Raw genomic sequence first — 16,193 nt, 5'->3', positions numbered from 1 at the left:
CATGGCGCTCTCTCTGCAACTGCCCACCGCCTCGGGCGCGCTCGCGGCCTACACCCTGCGCGGCAGCGCACCGGTGAAGCCCGCGCCGGGCGTCAAGTTCAACCGCATCGCCTACTCCGCCGCGCACGTGGTGGCCGATCCGCTCGCGGCCATCGACCCCTGGCTGCAATGCGCCATCGACTGGGACAGCACCATCGCCTACCGGCAACGCCTGTGGTCGCTCGGTCTGGGCGTGGCCGAGGCCATGGACACCGCGCAGCGCGGCATGGGCCTGGACTGGCCGACCTCGCTGGAGCTCATCCGCCGCTCGCTCGACGCCGCGAAGGACCACCCCGGCGCGCTGGTGGCCAGCGGCTGCGGCACCGACCACCTGGTGCTGGAGAACGTGAAGACGGTCGACGAGGTGATCGCGGGCTACGAGGAACAGATGGCCGCGATCGAGAAACTTGGCGGCAAGCTGATCGTGATGGCCAGCCGTGCGCTGGCGCGCGTGGCCAAGGGCCCGGCCGACTACGAGCGCGTCTACGACCGTGTGCTGAGCCAGGCGAAGCAGCCCGTGGTGCTGCATTGGCTGGGCGACATGTTCGACCCCGCGCTCGCGGGCTACTGGGGCACGAAGGACCTGGACGCCGCGATGGACACGGCGCTCGGCATCATCGCCGCGCACGCCAGCCAGGTGGACGGCATCAAGATCTCCCTGCTCGACAAGGACAAGGAAATCGCCATGCGCCGGCGCCTGCCGGCGGGGGTGCGCATGTACACCGGCGACGACTTCAACTACGCCGAACTCATCGCGGGCGACGGCTTCGGCAGCGAGAAGACGCACGGCCAGAGCGATGCGCTGCTGGGGATCTTCGACGCCATCGCGCCCGCCGCCGCCGCCGCGCTCGGTGAACTGGCGCAGGGCAACACCGCGCGGTTCCACGACATCCTCGGCCCCACGGTGCCGCTGTCGCGCCACATCTTCGCGGCGCCCACCCGCTTCTACAAGACGGGTGTGGTCTTCATGGCCTGGCTCAACGGCCACCAACAGCACTTCACCATGGTGGGCGGCCAGCAGAGCACGCGCTCGCTGCCGCACCTGGCCGAATTGTTCCGCCTGGCCGACGCGGCCAACCTGCTCGAGCAACCCGAGCTGGCGGTGCGCCGCATGAAGACGCTGCTGGCCCTGCACGGCATCGACCACTGACCGTTCGGGCTGAGCCTGTCGAAGCCCTCTCCATCACCACCCCGGCCTTCCCATGCGCGACTTCTCATCCGACCACCGCTGGCTGTCCATCAACACCGCCACGGTGCGCAAGAGCCGGGGCCAGGACCTGCCGCTGCCGCAGATCCTGGACGCCGTGGCGCGCCACGGCATCCCCGCCATCTCGCCCTGGCGCGACCAGGTCGCCGCCGCCGGCCTGAAGACCATCTCCGCGCAGGTGAAGGCCCTGGGCCTGAAGCTCTCGGGCTATTGCCGGGGCGGCATGTTCCCGGCGGTGGACGCCGCCGGTCTGGCCGCCGCGCGCGACGACAACCGCCGCGCCGTGGACGAGGCCTGCGAACTCGGCGCGCCCTGCCTGGTCCTGGTGGTGGGCGCGCTGCCCGGCGCGCTGGCGGGCAAGGCCGCGCACAAGGACATCGCGCGCTCGCGGCAACAGGTGAGCGAGGGCATCGCCGAACTGCTCGAGTACGCGAAAAAGAGCGGCATGCCGCTCGCCATCGAGCCCCTGCACCCCATGTACGCGGCCGACCGCGCCTGCATCAACACCATGGAACAGGCGCTGGACGTGTGCGACGCGCTCGACCCGTCGAAGAGCGGCGCGCTGGGCGTGGCGGTGGACGTGTACCACGTGTGGTGGGACCCGAAACTGCAGGCGCAAATCGAACGCGCCGGCCGCGAGCGCCTGCTGGCCTTCCACGTCTGCGACTGGCTCACGCCCACCACCGACCTGCTCAACGACCGCGGGATGATGGGCGACGGCGTGATCGACATCCCGCGCATCCGCGGCTGGGTGGAAGCCCAGGGCTTCGCGGGGTTCAGCGAGGTCGAGATTTTCTCGACCGGCAACTGGTGGCAGCGGGAGCACGACGAGGTGCTGAGGACCTGCATCGAGCGGCACCGCAGCGCGGTGTGAGCGACGCGTTGCTGGCAAAGGGCCCGCTCAGGCGCCCTGCGCGCCCAGTGCGACGAACTCCCCCTCGAAGTGCCCCACGGCCCGGCCTTCGAAGCGCAGGGTGGAGGCGATGGTGATCCTGGCGCGGCCCCTTCGCACCAGCGTTCGGGTGAACAGGTCCCACTGCTCGGCGGATGGCGACTCGGCGCGCGCCGTGAAGTCGCCGCTGATGGCCTGTTCGTAGTGCATGGTGTTGCGCTGGATGACCAGGCGCGTCGCATGGCCGGCGGAGGTCAGCTTGAGGTGCAGCAGCGACCAGGCCGACAGGATGGCCAGCGCCGAGGCGCTGCCACCGAACACCGTTTCCCTGTGGTTGATGTTCGGGGCCAAGGGCGCGCCCAGGACAACATGGTCCGTGCTGGCCGCTTCCACCCGAACCTGCATGGCCGCAGACAGGGGGATGTGTCCATGAAGGTAGCGCTCGAGTTCGGCTGGGCTCACTGTGTGGCTCCCCGGTTGTGCAAGGCAGGTGCATGGAGCATGGCAGATCTCCGTCGTGCTCACCGCCCCATGTGCGGCTGCTTCGCGAACAGCTCCGCCGCCCACTCCACAAACGCCCGCACCTTGGCGCTCAGGTGCCGGTTGGGCGGGTACACCACGTAGACCGGGATCGTCTCGCAGCCCCACTCGGGCAGCACCTGCACCAGCTCGCCGCGCTCGATCAGCGGCATGGCCACGAAGCTGCCCGTTTGCGCCACGCCCAGGCCGGCCAGCAGCGCGGCCGTCATGGCGTTGCTCTCGTTCACCGAGAGCTTGTAGCGGCCCGAGATCTCCAGCTTCTGCCCGTCCTTGTGGAATTCGTTCGGGTACATGCGCCCCGTGCGCGTGGAGAAGTAATTGATCATCGTGTGCTCGGTCTCCAGCTGCTCGGGGTGCGTGGGCGTGCCGTGCGCCTTCAGGTAGGCCGGTGAGGCCACCGTCACCAGCGGCAGGTTGGCGATGCGCCGCGCCACCAGCGACTGCTCCTGCAACTCGCCGCCGCGGATCACGCAGTCCACGTTGTCGGTGATCAGGTCCACCGGGCGGTCGGTGACGCCGAGGTCGAGCTGGATGTCGGGGTAGCGGCGGTAGAAGTCCGCCAGCGCGGGAATGATGATGTACTGCGCCACCGAGGTGCCCACGTCCACGCGCAGCCGCCCGCTGGGCTTGGCCTGGGCGTTGGTCATGCTGGCCTCGACGTCGTCCAGGTCGTTGAGCAGGCGCGCGGTTCGCTCGTAATAGGCGGCGCCGTCGGGCGTGACCGTCACGCGCCGCGTGGTGCGGTTGAGCAGCTTGACCTTCAGGCGCGATTCGAGGTGCTGCACCAGCTTGGTCACCGTGCCCTTGGGCAGATCCAGCGATTCGGCCGCCTTGGTGAAGGTGCCCGCCTCCACCACGCGGGCGAACACGCGTATCGATTGCAACTGGTCCATTCCCTCAACTCCTGTCTTGTCGTGTGCAGCGATTGTTGCGGCGCGATTGTTCACGCGCCGGAAACAGAGCGGTGTGTGCAGACCGCTTTTTCCGCACGATCGATGTGCCTATAGTCGCCGACATGGATTCAACTGCCACCTTCCCCCTGCCGGTGCAGACGCTGTCGGTGCCGGGCCAGGCCGCGCTCACGCTGCGGGTGCTGGGCCGCAAGCCGCGCGGCGGTGCGCTGCCGCTGGTGCTGCACTTCCATGGCGGCGCCTTCGTCTCGGGCGACCTGGACAGCGGCGCCTGCCTGGCCGAGCTGCTGGCCGGCTCCGGCGCGGTGGTGGCTTCGCTGGCTTACCCCCTGGCACCGGAGCACCGTTTCCCCGAAGCCCTGGAAGCCGGCTACGCCGCGCTGGAGTGGCTGTACAAGCAGCGGTCGAAACTGGCCGGCAAGGACGCGCCGCTGTTCGTGGCGGGTGAGGAAGCCGGCGGCAACCTCGCGGCCGCCATGGCGCTGATGGTGCGCGACCGCGCCCACCCGCCGCTGGCCGGCCAGATCATGGTCGCGCCCATGCTGGACCCGTGCAACGCCACCGCCTCGCTGCGCCAGAGCCTGGGCGACTGCGTGGAGTGCAAGTACGCCGACGGCTGGAAGCAGTACCTGCGCGGTCCCATGGACGCCGAACACCCCTACGCCGTGCCGGGCCTGGCCCAGCGCCTGGCGGGCCTGCCGCCTGCGCTGGTGCTCACCGGCGCCGACGACCCCATGCGCGACGAGGCCCTGGCCTATGCCGAGCGCCTGCGCGGCGCCGGCATCCAGGTGCAGGCCCACGTGCTGGGCGCCGACACGGGCTGGCCCGAGTCGCTGGCCGAGCCGCTGACCGGCGAATGTCCCTGTGCCAACGAGGCGCGGGAACGCCTGCGCGCCTTCTTCCAGGCCGCGACGCCGCCGCCACCGTCCTGACGGACGAGCCGCTCCCCTTTCCCCTTTTCTCCCGATGTCATCCCCGGCCACCCGCCGGGGATGGCTTTGCTCACCCTCAAAAAGGATCAGACCATGTCCCGCCCGTCCGCCAAGCCCACCGCCCTCGGCCGCATCCTGGTGCCCACCGCCGTGCTGGCCGCCATTTCCGCCGCCGTGTTCGTGATCGCCCAGCAGGCGATGACCGCCCAGGCCAGCGCGCCCACCGACGCAGCGGCGCCGCCGCCCATGCCGGTATCGGTCGCCACCGTCGCTGAAAGCGACGCGACCACCTGGGACGAGTTCTCCGGCCGCCTGGAAGCGGTGGAGCGCGTGGACATCCGCTCGCGCGTGGCCGGTGCCGTGCTGGCCACGCACTTCCGCGAAGGCGCGCTGGTGAAGAAGGGCGACCTGCTCGTCACCATCGACCCCGCGCCCTACGCCGCCGAGGTGGCGCGCGCCGAGGCCCAGGCCAGCGCCGCGCAGGCCCGCCTGAGCCACGCCAAGGGCGAATTCGCGCGCTCGCAGCGCCTGTGGGAAGACAAGGCCATCGCCCAGCGCGAGCTGGACGACCGCCAGAACGCGCTGCGCGAGGCCGAGGCCAACCTGCTGGCCGCGCAGGCGCAGGTGCAGACCGCGCGCCTGAGCCTGGGCTACACGCAGGTGCGCGCGCCGGTGGCGGGCCGCATCGGCAAGGTGGACGTGACGGTGGGCAACCTGGTCGCCGCCGGCCCGGGCGCGCCGGTGCTCACCACGCTGGTGTCGGTGAGTCCCATCTACGCCAGCTTCGACGCCGACGAACAAACCGTGGCGCGCGCGCTCGAGGGGCTGAGCCAGGGCGGCACCAGCGCACGCCAGGCCATCGAGCGCATCGCCGTGCAGATGGGCACGGCCGGCAGCAATGACACGCCTTTTACCGGGCGCCTGCAGCTCATCGACAACCAGGTCGACGCGCGCAGCGGCACCGTGCGCGTGCGCGCCGTCTTCGACAACAAGGACGGCAGCCTGATGCCCGGCCAGTTCGCGCGCATCCGCATGGCACAGCCGAAGCATGAGCGCCAGCTCCTGGTGAGCGAGCGCGCCATCGGCACCGACCAGGACAAGAAGTTCGTGCTGGTGGTGGGCGAGAACAACACGGCCGAGTACCGCGAGGTGACGCTGGGCGCCCCGGTGGACGGCCTGCGCAGCGTGCGCAGCGGCCTGAACCCGGGCGAGCGCATCGTCGTCAACGGCCTGCAGCGTGTGCGCCCCGGTGCGGTGGTGCAGCCGCAGCCCGTGGACATGAAAACCGCGCGCGCCACCAGCGACGCACAGACGCTCGCGGCCAACAAGCCGTGATGCGCCCCGAGTGAAGAGAACAACATGAACCTCTCCAAATTCTTCATCGACCGGCCGATCTTCGCGGGCGTGCTCTCGCTGCTGATCCTGATCGCCGGCCTGGTCGCCCTGCGCGGCCTGCCCATCTCCGAGTACCCCGAGGTGGTGCCGCCTTCCGTGGTGGTGCGCGCCCAGTACCCGGGGGCCAACCCCAAGGTCATCGCCGAAACGGTGGCCACGCCGCTGGAGGAATCCATCAACGGCGTGGAAGGCATGCTCTACATGGGCAGCCAGGCCACCACCGACGGCGTGATGACGCTCACCGTCACCTTCAAGCTGGGCACCGACCCGGACAAGGCCCAGCAACTCGTGCAGAACCGCGTCTCGCAGGCCGAGCCGCGCCTGCCCGAAGAGGTGCGCCGCCTGGGTGTGACGACCGTCAAGAGCTCGCCCGACATCACCATGGTCGTGCACCTGGTGTCGCCCAACGACCGCTACGACATCAACTACCTGCGCAACTACGCGGTGCTGAACGTGAAGGACCGCCTGGCGCGCATCGAAGGCGTGGGCCAGGTGCAGATCTTCGGCGGCGGCGACTACGCCATGCGCGTCTGGCTGGACCCGCAGAAGGTCGCGCAGCGCGGCCTCTCCGCCGGTGATGTGGTGGCCGCCATCCGCGGCCAGAACGTGCAGGCGGCCGCCGGAGTGGTGGGCGCCTCGCCCGGGCTGCCCGGCGTCGACCTGCAGCTCTCCGTCAACGCGCAGGGCCGCCTGCAGACAGAGGAAGAGTTCGGCGACATCATCATCAAGAGCAGCGCCGACGGCGCCGTGACGCGCCTGCGCGATGTGGCCCGCCTGGAGATGGGTGCGGCCGACTACTCGCTGCGCTCGCTGCTGAACAACCAGCCCGCCGTGGGCATGGGCGTGTTCCAGGCCCCGGGCTCCAATGCACTGGAGATCTCGGCCCAGGTGCGCGCCACCATGGCCGAGCTGCAGCAGCACATGCCCGAAGGCGTGGAGTACCGCATCGCCTACGACCCCACGCAGTTCGTGCGCGCCTCCATCGACTCGGTGATCACCACGCTGCTGGAAGCCATCGCGCTCGTGGTGCTGGTGGTGATCCTGTTCCTGCAGACCTGGCGCGCCTCCATCATTCCGCTGCTGGCGGTGCCGGTGTCGGTGGTGGGCACCTTCGCGGTGCTGCACCTGCTGGGCTTCTCCATCAACGCGCTGTCGCTGTTCGGCCTGGTGCTGGCCATCGGCATCGTGGTGGACGACGCCATCGTCGTGGTGGAGAACGTGGAGCGCAACATCGAGGCGGGTCTCTCGCCGCGAGAAGCCACCTACCGCGCCATGCGCGAGGTCTCGGGCCCCATCATCGCCATTGCCCTGGTGCTGGTGGCCGTGTTCGTTCCGCTGGCCTTCATCAGCGGCCTCACGGGCCAGTTCTACAAGCAGTTCGCGGTGACCATCGCCATCAGCACGGTGATCTCGGCGATCAACTCGCTCACGCTCTCGCCCGCGCTGGCGGCCCTGCTGCTCAAGGGACACCACGAGCCGAAAGACGCGCTCACGCGCGGCATGGACCGCGTGTTCGGCGGCTTCTTCCGCGCCTTCAACCGCGTGTTCCACCGGGGCTCCGAGGCCTACAGCGGCGGCGTGCGCCGCGTGGTCGGCCGCAAGGCGCTGATGATGGCGATGTACCTCGCGCTCGCGGCGCTCACGGTCGGCCTGTTCAAGGCCGTGCCCAGCGGCTTCGTGCCCGCACAGGACAAGCAGTACCTGATCGGCTTCGCGCAGTTGCCCGACGGCGCCACGCTGGACCGCACCGACGAGGTGATCCAGCGCATGGGCGAGATCACCAAGCAGAACCCCAACGTGGAAGATGCCATCGCCTTCCCGGGCCTGTCCATCAACGGCTTCACCAACAGCTCCAACGCCGGCATCGTCTTCGCCACGCTCAAGCCCTTCGCCGAGCGCCGCAACGCCGACCAGAGTGGCGCCGCCGTGGCGGGCCAGTTGAACCAGGCCTACGGCGAGATCCAGGACGCCTTCGTGGTGATGTTCCCGCCGCCGCCGGTGGCCGGTCTGGGCACCACGGGCGGCTTCAAGCTGCAACTGGAGGACAAGGCCTCGCTGGGTTACGAGGCGATGGACGCGGCGGTCAAGGCCTTCATGGCCAAGGCCTACCAGACGCCCGAGCTGGCCGGCATGTTCACGAGCTGGCAGGTCAACGTGCCGCAGCTCTACGCCGACATCGACCGCACCAAGGCGCGCCAGCTCGGCGTGCCCGTGACGGAGATCTTCGACACCATGCAGATCTACCTCGGCAGCCTGTACGTGAACGACTTCAACCGCTTCGGCCGCACCTACAGCGTGCGCGCCCAGGCCGACGCGCCCTACCGCGCCCGCGCCGAGGACATCGGCCTGCTCAAGGTGCGCTCCGCCAGTGGCGAGATGATCCCGCTGTCGGCGCTGATGAAGGTCGATTCCACCTTCGGCCCCGAGCGCGCCATGCGCTACAACGGCTACCTCACGGCCGACATCAACGGCGGCCCGGCGCCGGGCTTCTCCTCGGGCCAGGCGCAGGACGCGATCGAACGCATCGCCGCGGAGACGCTGCCCGCGGGCATCGGCTACGAGTGGACCGAACTCACCTACCAGGAAATCCTCGCGGGCAATTCCGCGCTCTGGGTGTTCCCGCTGGCCATCCTGCTGGTGTTCCTGGTGCTGGCCGCGCAGTACGAGAGCCTCACGCTGCCGCTGTCCATCATCCTCATCGTGCCCATGGGCCTGCTCGCGGCCATGACAGGGGTGTGGCTCGACGGCGGCGACAACAACGTGTTCACGCAGATCGGGCTGATCGTGCTGGTGGGCTTGTCGGCGAAGAACGCGATCCTGATCGTGGAGTTCGCGCGCGAACTGGAGTTCGCGGGCCGCACGCCGATCCAGGCCGCCATCGAAGCCAGCCGCCTGCGCCTGCGCCCCATCCTGATGACCTCGCTGGCCTTCGTGATGGGCGTGCTGCCCCTGGTGCTGGCCACCGGCGCGGGCGCCGAGATGCGCTCGGCCATGGGCGTGGCGGTGTTCGCCGGAATGATCGGCGTGACCGCCTTCGGCCTCTTCCTCACGCCGGTGTTCTACGTGCTGCTGCGACAACTGACGGGCAACCGCCCCCTGCGTCAGCACGGCGAGACGCCCCACTTCGAGGGCTTCGCCAGCGGCGGCGCCGACGTGCGCCCCCTGCCCGCCGCCCCGCTGACGCATTGAAGGAATCGACCATGAAAACACTCAACCGCCTCCTGCCGCTGGCCGCCGCGCTGGTGCTGGCCGGCTGCGCCACCGCGCTGCCGCCCCTGCCCAAGGCCGTGGACACGCCGCCGCAGTTCAAGGAGCTGCGCCAGAACGAGCGCTGGACCATCGCCCAACCCGCCGAAGCGCAGAGCCGCGGCACCTGGTGGAAGGCCTTCAACGACCCGGTGCTCGACGAACTCATCGAGCGCGCGGGCGCCGGCAACACCGACATCCAGCAGTCCGCCGCACGGCTGGCGCAGGCGCGCGCCCTGCTGCGCGGCGCGCAGGCCGACCGCGCGCCGCAGATCGGCGCGGGCGCTTCGGCCAACCGCGGCGCGGGCGCCGACACCGCGAACGGCCCCACGCCCGCCACGCTGCTGCAGGCCGGCCTGAACCTTTCCTATGAAGTGGACCTGTTCGGCCGCCTCTCGCGCGCGCAGGACGCCGCCTCGCTCGACGCGCAATCGCGCGAGGCCCTGCTGCAGAGCACGCGCCTGCTGGTGCAGGCCGAGGTGGCGCAGACCTACCTGGCCCTGCGCGCCACCGACACCGAGCGCGCGCTGGTGCAGGACACCGCCACCGCCTACGCCGACACCCTGCGCCTCACGCAGCGCCGGTTCGAGGCCGGTGACGTGGCCGAGCTCGACGTCATCCGCATCCAGACCGAACAGGCCGCGACCGAGGCCGAGGTGATCGCACTGGACCGCGTGCGCGCCGAGCTGGAACACGCGCTGGCCGTGTTGCTGGGCGAGCCCGCCTCGGGCTTCTCGCTGGCCCCCACCGCCACGGCGCGCGCCCTGCCCGTGATCCCGCCCGGCGTGCCGGCCACCGTGCTCGCGCGCCGGCCCGACGTGGCCGCCGCGCAGGCCTCGCTGCTGGCCGCGCAGGCGCGCGTGGGCGTGGCCCAGGCCGCCTGGTTCCCGCGCGTGTCGCTCACCGGCGCGGCGGGCTTTGCCTCGCCGGAGTTGGGTGAGCTGTTCCAGTGGTCCGCGCGCTCCTGGGGCGTGGGCGCGCTGCTTTCGCTCCCGCTGTTCGACGGCGGCCGGCGCGAGGCCGGCGTGCAGAACGCACGGGCCGAGTTCGACGCGGTGTCGGCGCAGTACCGCGGCCAGGTGCTCAACGCCCTGCGCGAGGTGGAAGACCAGTTGTCTTCCCTGCGCCTGCTGCACGAGCAATCGCTGGCGCAAGGCCGCGCGGTGAGTGCCGCGCAACGCGCCAGCGCCATCTCGGAAACGCGCTACCGCAACGGGCTGGTGAGCCAGCTCGAGTTGCTGGACGCGCGCCGCAACGAGCTGCTCAACCGCCGGCAGGCGCAGCGGGTGGAAGCGGCGCAGCAGCAGGCAACGGTGCGGCTGATCCGGGCGCTGGGCGGGGGATGGGCCGACGCCTAACCCGGTAGCGCTTGCCCTGTGAAGGCACAGGCCTGCGGCAAGTACTTGTCGAGGATCGCGACGATCGTCGCTGCTTCGGCCCTCGAGACGGGAGGAAAGGGCGAGGTGTACGAGGTGCTGTTGCGCCGCTCGTGTGCCTTGCTCACCAACGCCACCTCGCCCGGGCCAAGCTTCAGATCCTGAGAGACCCGAAGGATGGCGAGGTTACGCCCCGAGTCCTTCGTGCGCACCTCGTGGAATTCGAGCATGGCCTGAACGATGGCGTAGTAGCCCTCGTAGGCCATGGTGAAGACTTGAAGCGTCTTGTCCGGATTCAGGCTTTTCGCGACATCCAGGTAGTCGCTTGCGTTCTTCAGGTAACCGGCCACCGCGCCGGGTGTGGGTTGCACGGCCTCGAAGGCCCTGGTCTTGATCAGGTTCTCGTATTCAGTCGGTCTCGCCATGCACGTCCAGGTTCAGTCGCGGCCCCTGCGCGATTTGAGCAACGACGGGATCGTTGGCCAGCAGCGCCTGCCATTCGCTTGGTTCATAGAGGCCAAGGTGCACCGTGCGCCCGAGTTCCCCTTCCACCCGGTGCATGGCCTCGCTCACATCCAGCAGCGGCGCGGTACCGACGACGATCAGATCGACATCGCTGTGTTCGGTATCAGTTCCCTTCGCCACCGAGCCGAAGACGAAGGCCTCATGGATGCCCGATGCGAAAGGGCGAAGCGCCCGCTCCAGCGGCTCCGTGAGTGCGAACGACTTGCGCGCGATGCTGCTCAACTCAGGATAGAGAAAGAACCCGGTGTTGGCTCTGATGCTTCTCACACGGCCGCGCCGAGGCTCTTCCTTCAGCACCCCACTGGCCAGCAACTTCTCGATCTGTCGCTGCGTATTGCCCCGGCCGGATGCCGCCATCGTCAGCAGTTCCTGCATGGTGTAGGCCTGCTCGGGGTGCGAGAGCGTGGCGGCCAGCACCCGCTGCATGGCGGGGGTGAAGAGGAAGTCGGCGGCGGACATGGCCCCATTATGGGGCTTTAAAGCCACGAAATGGGGCTTTCCTCAAAAACCCATCGTGCGCACGAACCCGTTCACGTCCCGGCGCGGTGTCTCGAACCCATTCACCGCCGCGCGCTCGTCGCGGTAGCCCAGCGACAGGCCGCACACCGTCACCTGCCCGTCGGGCATACCCAGCACGGGCGCGATGACCGCGTGGTACGGCGCGAAGCTCACCTGCGGGCAGGTGTCCAATCCGCGCGAGCGGGCGGCCAGCATCACGCTCTGCAGGTACAGGCCCAGGTCCAGCCAGCTGTGCGGCTTCAGGCAAGCGTCGATGGCGAAGATGAGGCCCACCGGCGCGCCGAAGAAGCCGAAGTTGCGCCGCGTCTGGCGGGCGCGCGCCGCGGCGTCGGTGCGATCGATGCCCAGGGCCTGGTAGTAGCGCGCGGCGAAGTCCGCCTGGCGCGCGCCGTATTCGTCTGGCAAAGGCACCGGGAAGTGGTGCGGGGGCGGCAGTTGGCCGCTGTCGAACACCGCGGTGATCGCGGCCTCCAGGCGCTGGATCGCCTCGCCCGCGAGCGCGTAGACCTGCCAGGGCTGCGTGTTCGAGTTGCTCGGCGCACGACCGGCCACGCGCAGGATCTCCAGCACCGTCTCGCGCGGCACGGGCTCGTCGCGGAAGGCGCGCACCGAGCCGCGCGAGCGCAGCAGGCCGTCGAGACAGGCGGCGGTGTCGGCGATGGAAAAGCTCATCGCATATCCCCTTCCGGCGCCGGGTGGTACGCGATGCGCCCGGCCGGCAGGAAGAACAGCGCGATCACCGCGCCGTCCTTGGCCTCGGGGTAGTGGTGGCTGCCGGGCGGCGGCGCGGTCCAGCCCGCTTCGCACCAGCCGTTGGGGCCCGCCAGCGCGGCGCCCGGCGTCACGGGGATCACCATGTTGAACTCGCCATAGGGGTGCGCGTGGTACTGCCCGCGGTAGCTGCCTTCGGGGTTACCTTGCGTGTTGCCCCGGCTGTCCATGTAGACGGCGGTGATGCTGAAGTGGTGCGTGCGCGCCGAGGGTTCGAGCAGGCGACTGCGGCGGTAGATGGGCCCGTCGATCTCGACGTTGGCCGCCCAGCCATCCGCCACGCCCCGCTTGATCAGTTTTGCGAGCGTGTCGTAGAGCGCGCTGCCCGGGCCGCGTTGCGCGTTGAGCCAGCGCTCGACCTCGGTGCCCGCCGTCATGTCCTTCACCTCGGCCAGAAAAGGCAGGCAGCACTCGATGAGTTCCTCGCGTTCGCGGATGTCGGTGTCGGGGTTCATCTCACTCCTCCATGCGGAAACCCGAGGCGCGCACCACCGGCGCCCAGGTCTCGCGTTCCTGGCGGATCATGGCCGCGAACTCCTTCGGCGTGCGCGTGCGCACCTCCAGGCCCACCTTCTCGTAGCCGGCGCGCAGCGCGGCGTCGCGACTGGCCTTCTCGATGGCGGCGTGCAGGGCGTTGACGGTGTCGGCCGGCGTGCCGGGTGGCGCAAAGACGCCGTAGGTTTCCGCGCCGCGGATCTGGCCGAAACCTTGCTCACCGAAGGTCGGCACGTTGGGCAGAAAGCGCGAGCGCTGCTCGCTCGTCACGCCCAGGATGCGGACCTTGCCCTGCTGCAGGTAGGGCAGGAAGTCGGCCACGAAACCGAAGTACGCGGGGATCTGCCCACCCAGCAGGTCCTGCATGGCCGGGGCCGACCCGCGGTAGGCGATGTGCTCCAGTTTTAGGCCAGCGGCTTCTGACAGCTGGTAGCCCAGGAAGTGCGCCACCGAACCCGCGGCGGGCGAGGCGTAGAGGGCCGCGTTGGGCGTCTGGCGCACCCAGGCCACGTACTCCGGCAAGGTCTTCACGCTGGCGGGCACGTTGCCGCTGACCGCGAAGGCGCAGCCCGCCGTGACCACGGAAGACACCGGCACGAAGTCGGCATCGGCGTCGTACTGGAGCTTGGTGTAGACGTGCGGGTAGATGGTGAGCGCCGAGGTGTGCGTGCACAGCAGGGTGTTGCCGTCGGCGGTTTCGCGCTTGAGCTGGCTGTTGGCGATGCGCCCGGCTGCGCCGGCGCGGTTGTCGACGATGTACGTGCGGCCATCGCGCCGCCACGCGTCGGCGAGGTGGCGCGCGGTGGTGTCCAGCGTGCCACCGGCGGGGTAGCCCACGAGCATCTTGCCCGGGGTGTTGGCCAGCAAGGGCCAGGAGGCGCCGGCAGCGGGCAGGGCCGCCAGCAGTTGTGCGAACGCGCGACGGGAGAGTGTGTTCATGGGGTCCTCTGCTTTCAACGGCGACCGATGTCCGTTGACCCGAATGCTGCGACGATCGCGGGTTGCAGGGAACTGCTCTCTGTGCAATGGTTCGTTGCACGGCATTCATATCGGAGCGAACACGCATGAGCATCGGCAAGGTGGACCTCAATCTGCTCAAGGTCTTCGACGCGGTCTTCGAGGAGCGCAACCTGGTGCTCGCGGGCCGGCGCCTGCACCTGAGCCAGTCGGCCGTGAGCCACGCGCTGGCGCGGCTGCGCGAGGTGGTGGGTGACGAGCTCTTCGTGCGCACCGGGCGCGGCATGCAGCCCACCGGTGGCGCGCTGCGCATGGCGCCCGCGCTGCGCGACGCGCTGCGCCGCATCGAGGCCACGCTGGATGTGGGGCCGTTCACGCCGCGAGCATCGCAGCGCCGGTTCGTGATCGCGGCCAACGACCACGTCACCGCCGTGCTGGTGGCACCGCTGTCGCGCAAGCTGCAGCGCGCCGCGCCCGGCGTCGATCTCGTGATCCGCCCGTCCACGCGGCTGGACCTGGCCGAGCAGATCGACCTCGGGCGCATCGACCTGGCGATCGGCATCTTCTCGCAGGTGCCGCCGCGCATGAGCGCGCGCACGCTGATGTCGCAGGGCGAGGCGATCCTCATGCGCAAGGACCACCCGGCGGCGCGCGGCAAGCTCACGCTGGCGGCATTCTCGCGTCACCCGCTGGTCACGATCTCGGTGGGCGGGCAGGAGGAAGGCGCGGTGGACGGTTTCATCCTGGAGCGCGGGCTGGCGCGCCAGTCGGAGATGTTCGACCGTGGCGCGCTGCGCGAGGCGCTGGACGCGCAGGGCGTGCAGCCGCGCGTGCGGGTGACCGTACCGCACTCGCTCGCCATCCCGGCGCTGCTGCGCGACAGCGACATGCTGTCCATCGTGCCGGCCTCGCTGGCGCGCGCCCTCACGCGCGGCGACGCCGGGCTGGTGATGCGCCAGCCGCCCTACCCGGCCAGCCAGGCCACCACGCGCGCCGTCTGGCACAGCCGCCACGACCACGACGTCGGACACGCCTGGCTGCGCGACACGGTGGCCGAGGTGGCGGGCGGGCTCGGCGAGCGGCGTGTGGCGAAGGCCTGAGGGTTCAGGCCAGCACGTTCACCTGCGTACCCAGGCTGCCCGAGTTGGCCAGCGGCAGTGCACCGGTGACGCCCTGCAGCAGCGCCAGCGCGGCGCTGCCTTCCATGTCCATGGACTTGCGCAGCATGGCGAGCTGCACCTTCTGGGCCACGTCGGCCTGCTGGTTGGCCACGACGGCCTGGACCATGGCGGCGGGGGAAACGTCCACGGGGACTCCTGGCGGTTGAATCGATTGCCCTTCGTATCGGACGGCGCCCGCCGTTCTTGAGCGATGCGCCGCCGGGCCGCCCCGTCTCAGCCCGGGCCGGGGCCCTCCGCCGTGAGCGCCTGCATCAGCGCGATGAAGCGCTGCGCTCCCCGCCCCAGCGGCCGCTCCGCGTTCCACACCACGTCCACCCACAGGCGCAACTGGTTGCTGATGTTGCCGAAGCGGATTTCGGTGAGCTCGCCGGCCGCCACCAGTGGCTCGATCAGCCGGCGCGGCAGGTAGGCCCAGCCCAGACCGGCCTGCACCAGGCTCAGCGTGGCCAGGTGGCTGTCGGTGCGCCAGAGGTGGCGCGAGAGCAGCATGCGCGGGTCGCGCCCGCGCGGGTCGCGGCTGGCGACGGCGATCTGGCGGATCTCGATCAGGTCGTTGAGCTGCAGCGCGCCCTGGCGCGCACGCGCCTCGGGGTGGTCGGCCGCGATCACCGCCACGAACAGCTCGGTGCCCAGCTCCTGGAAGCCCTCGCGCTCGTCGCTGCCCGGGCGCTCGAACACCAGGGCCAGTTGCGCCTCGCCCGCGTGCAGCATGCGCAAGGCGTCGGCCTGCGGCGCCGACAGCACCTCCACCAGCAACGCCGGGAATTCCTCGGCCAGCACCGCCAGCGAGCGGCTCCAGGGCGCCGACAGCAGCTCGGGCGCGATGGCGATGGTGAGCTGGCGCTCCAGCCCCTGGTGCAGGGCCTGGGCGTGCGCGCCCAGGCGGCGCAACTGGCCGGCGATCTGCCGCGCCTGCGGCTCCAGCGCGCGCGCCACGTCGGTGGGCCGGGGCTCGCGCGCGCTGCGGTCGAACAGCACCAGGTCCAGCTCGGCCTCCAGTTGCGCGATGGCCATGCTCACCGCCGACGGCACACGCCCGAGCTGGCGCGCGGCGGCCGAAAAAGACCCCGTGTCGAGCACCGCGAGGAAGGTGCGCAGGTTGTCGCTGGTGAAGGCCATGGCGCCTCGATCTTTCAGTTTTTCTGAAATTATCTGACTTTTACCATCAGAAAACCCCGCATAAAGTCCCGCCATCGCCCCCGCCCGT

16 protein-coding genes are annotated in these 16,193 nt (G+C 70.1%); 7 read left to right on the top strand and 9 right to left on the bottom strand.

Going from position 1 to position 16,193, the window contains the following annotated elements:
- The first annotated feature begins 1 nt into the window (after position 1).
- Together GTO19_RS16220 and GTO19_RS16215 are read left to right on the top strand one after the other, a co-directional pair.
- Entirely contained in the window at positions 2-1,189 is a 1,188-nt protein-coding gene (locus tag GTO19_RS16220) for a dihydrodipicolinate synthase family protein (RefSeq protein WP_291023019.1), read from the top strand.
- Positions 1,190-1,241: 52 nt separating this feature from the next.
- The gene (locus tag GTO19_RS16215) at positions 1,242-2,120 is read left to right on the top strand and encodes a sugar phosphate isomerase/epimerase (RefSeq protein ID WP_291023017.1); all 879 of its coding nucleotides are present in this window, start codon (positions 1,242-1,244) and stop codon (positions 2,118-2,120) included.
- A 27-nt stretch (positions 2,121-2,147) separates the two neighbouring features.
- On the opposite strand, the gene GTO19_RS16210 is transcribed toward GTO19_RS16215, so the two are convergent.
- Both GTO19_RS16210 and GTO19_RS16205 read right to left on the bottom strand, forming a co-directional pair.
- Positions 2,148-2,600: a YiiD C-terminal domain-containing protein gene (locus tag GTO19_RS16210; protein ID WP_291023015.1), complete on the bottom strand. Its 453-nt coding sequence runs from the start codon at positions 2,598-2,600 to the stop codon at positions 2,148-2,150.
- A gap of 59 nt (positions 2,601-2,659) precedes the next feature.
- Entirely contained in the window at positions 2,660-3,571 is a 912-nt protein-coding gene (locus GTO19_RS16205) for a LysR family transcriptional regulator (protein WP_291023012.1), read from the bottom strand.
- Positions 3,572-3,693: 122 nt separating this feature from the next.
- Here GTO19_RS16205 and GTO19_RS16200 point away from each other — a divergent pair, with 122 nt between their 5' ends.
- The 4 genes from GTO19_RS16200 (at position 3,694) to GTO19_RS16185 (ending at position 10,520) form a co-directional block, all read left to right on the top strand.
- Positions 3,694-4,521, top strand: coding sequence for an alpha/beta hydrolase (locus tag GTO19_RS16200; RefSeq protein WP_291023010.1), 828 nt, complete (start codon positions 3,694-3,696; stop codon positions 4,519-4,521).
- A 93-nt stretch (positions 4,522-4,614) separates the two neighbouring features.
- Positions 4,615-5,856 carry an efflux RND transporter periplasmic adaptor subunit gene (locus GTO19_RS16195; protein ID WP_291023008.1) on the top strand — a complete coding sequence of 414 codons (1,242 nt, stop codon included), beginning with the start codon at positions 4,615-4,617 and terminating at the stop codon, positions 5,854-5,856.
- A 24-nt stretch (positions 5,857-5,880) separates the two neighbouring features.
- Positions 5,881-9,105: an efflux RND transporter permease subunit gene (locus GTO19_RS16190; RefSeq protein WP_291023005.1), complete on the top strand. Its 3,225-nt coding sequence runs from the start codon at positions 5,881-5,883 to the stop codon at positions 9,103-9,105.
- 11 nt (positions 9,106-9,116) lie between these two features.
- The gene (locus GTO19_RS16185; protein ID WP_291023003.1) at positions 9,117-10,520 is read left to right on the top strand and encodes an efflux transporter outer membrane subunit; all 1,404 of its coding nucleotides are present in this window, start codon (positions 9,117-9,119) and stop codon (positions 10,518-10,520) included.
- Here GTO19_RS16185 and GTO19_RS16180 read toward each other — a convergent pair.
- The 5 genes from GTO19_RS16180 to GTO19_RS16160 are packed head-to-tail and all read right to left on the bottom strand — an operon-like array spanning position 10,517 to position 13,787.
- On the bottom strand, positions 10,517-10,963 hold the full coding sequence (locus tag GTO19_RS16180) for a hypothetical protein (protein WP_291023001.1): 447 nt from the start codon (positions 10,961-10,963) through the stop codon (positions 10,517-10,519). The genes GTO19_RS16185 and GTO19_RS16180 overlap by 4 nt on opposite strands.
- Positions 10,947-11,522, bottom strand: a complete 576-nt coding sequence (locus tag GTO19_RS16175) for a nucleotidyltransferase domain-containing protein (protein ID WP_291022999.1) — start codon at positions 11,520-11,522, stop codon at positions 10,947-10,949. The genes GTO19_RS16180 and GTO19_RS16175 overlap by 17 nt, the downstream gene beginning before the upstream one ends.
- Positions 11,523-11,564: 42 nt before the next feature.
- On the bottom strand, positions 11,565-12,254 hold the full coding sequence (locus tag GTO19_RS16170; RefSeq protein ID WP_291022997.1) for a nitroreductase: 690 nt from the start codon (positions 12,252-12,254) through the stop codon (positions 11,565-11,567).
- Positions 12,251-12,808: a DUF4863 family protein gene (locus GTO19_RS16165; protein WP_291022994.1), complete on the bottom strand. Its 558-nt coding sequence runs from the start codon at positions 12,806-12,808 to the stop codon at positions 12,251-12,253. Before GTO19_RS16165 ends, GTO19_RS16170 begins: the two co-directional genes overlap by 4 nt.
- Before the next feature lies 1 nt (position 12,809).
- The gene (locus GTO19_RS16160; protein WP_291022992.1) at positions 12,810-13,787 is read right to left on the bottom strand and encodes a tripartite tricarboxylate transporter substrate-binding protein; all 978 of its coding nucleotides are present in this window, start codon (positions 13,785-13,787) and stop codon (positions 12,810-12,812) included.
- Between the two features lie 125 nt (positions 13,788-13,912).
- Between GTO19_RS16160 and GTO19_RS16155 the strand changes: the two genes are divergently transcribed.
- Entirely contained in the window at positions 13,913-14,905 is a 993-nt protein-coding gene (locus GTO19_RS16155) for a LysR substrate-binding domain-containing protein (RefSeq protein ID WP_291022990.1), read from the top strand.
- A 4-nt stretch (positions 14,906-14,909) separates the two neighbouring features.
- Here GTO19_RS16155 and GTO19_RS16150 read toward each other — a convergent pair whose 3' ends face one another.
- Entirely contained in the window at positions 14,910-15,113 is a 204-nt protein-coding gene (locus GTO19_RS16150; protein ID WP_291022987.1) for a putative motility protein, read from the bottom strand.
- 86 nt (positions 15,114-15,199) lie between these two features.
- On the bottom strand, positions 15,200-16,105 hold the full coding sequence (locus GTO19_RS16145) for a LysR family transcriptional regulator (RefSeq protein WP_291022984.1): 906 nt from the start codon (positions 16,103-16,105) through the stop codon (positions 15,200-15,202).
- Positions 16,106-16,193: the final 88 nt, after the last annotated feature.

The organism is Hydrogenophaga sp. (assembly GCF_011772445.1).
GTDB lineage: Bacteria > Pseudomonadota > Gammaproteobacteria > Burkholderiales > Burkholderiaceae_C > Hydrogenophaga.
Note: the sequence above shows the minus strand (reverse complement) of the source record. Positions and strands in the feature narration are given on the sequence as shown.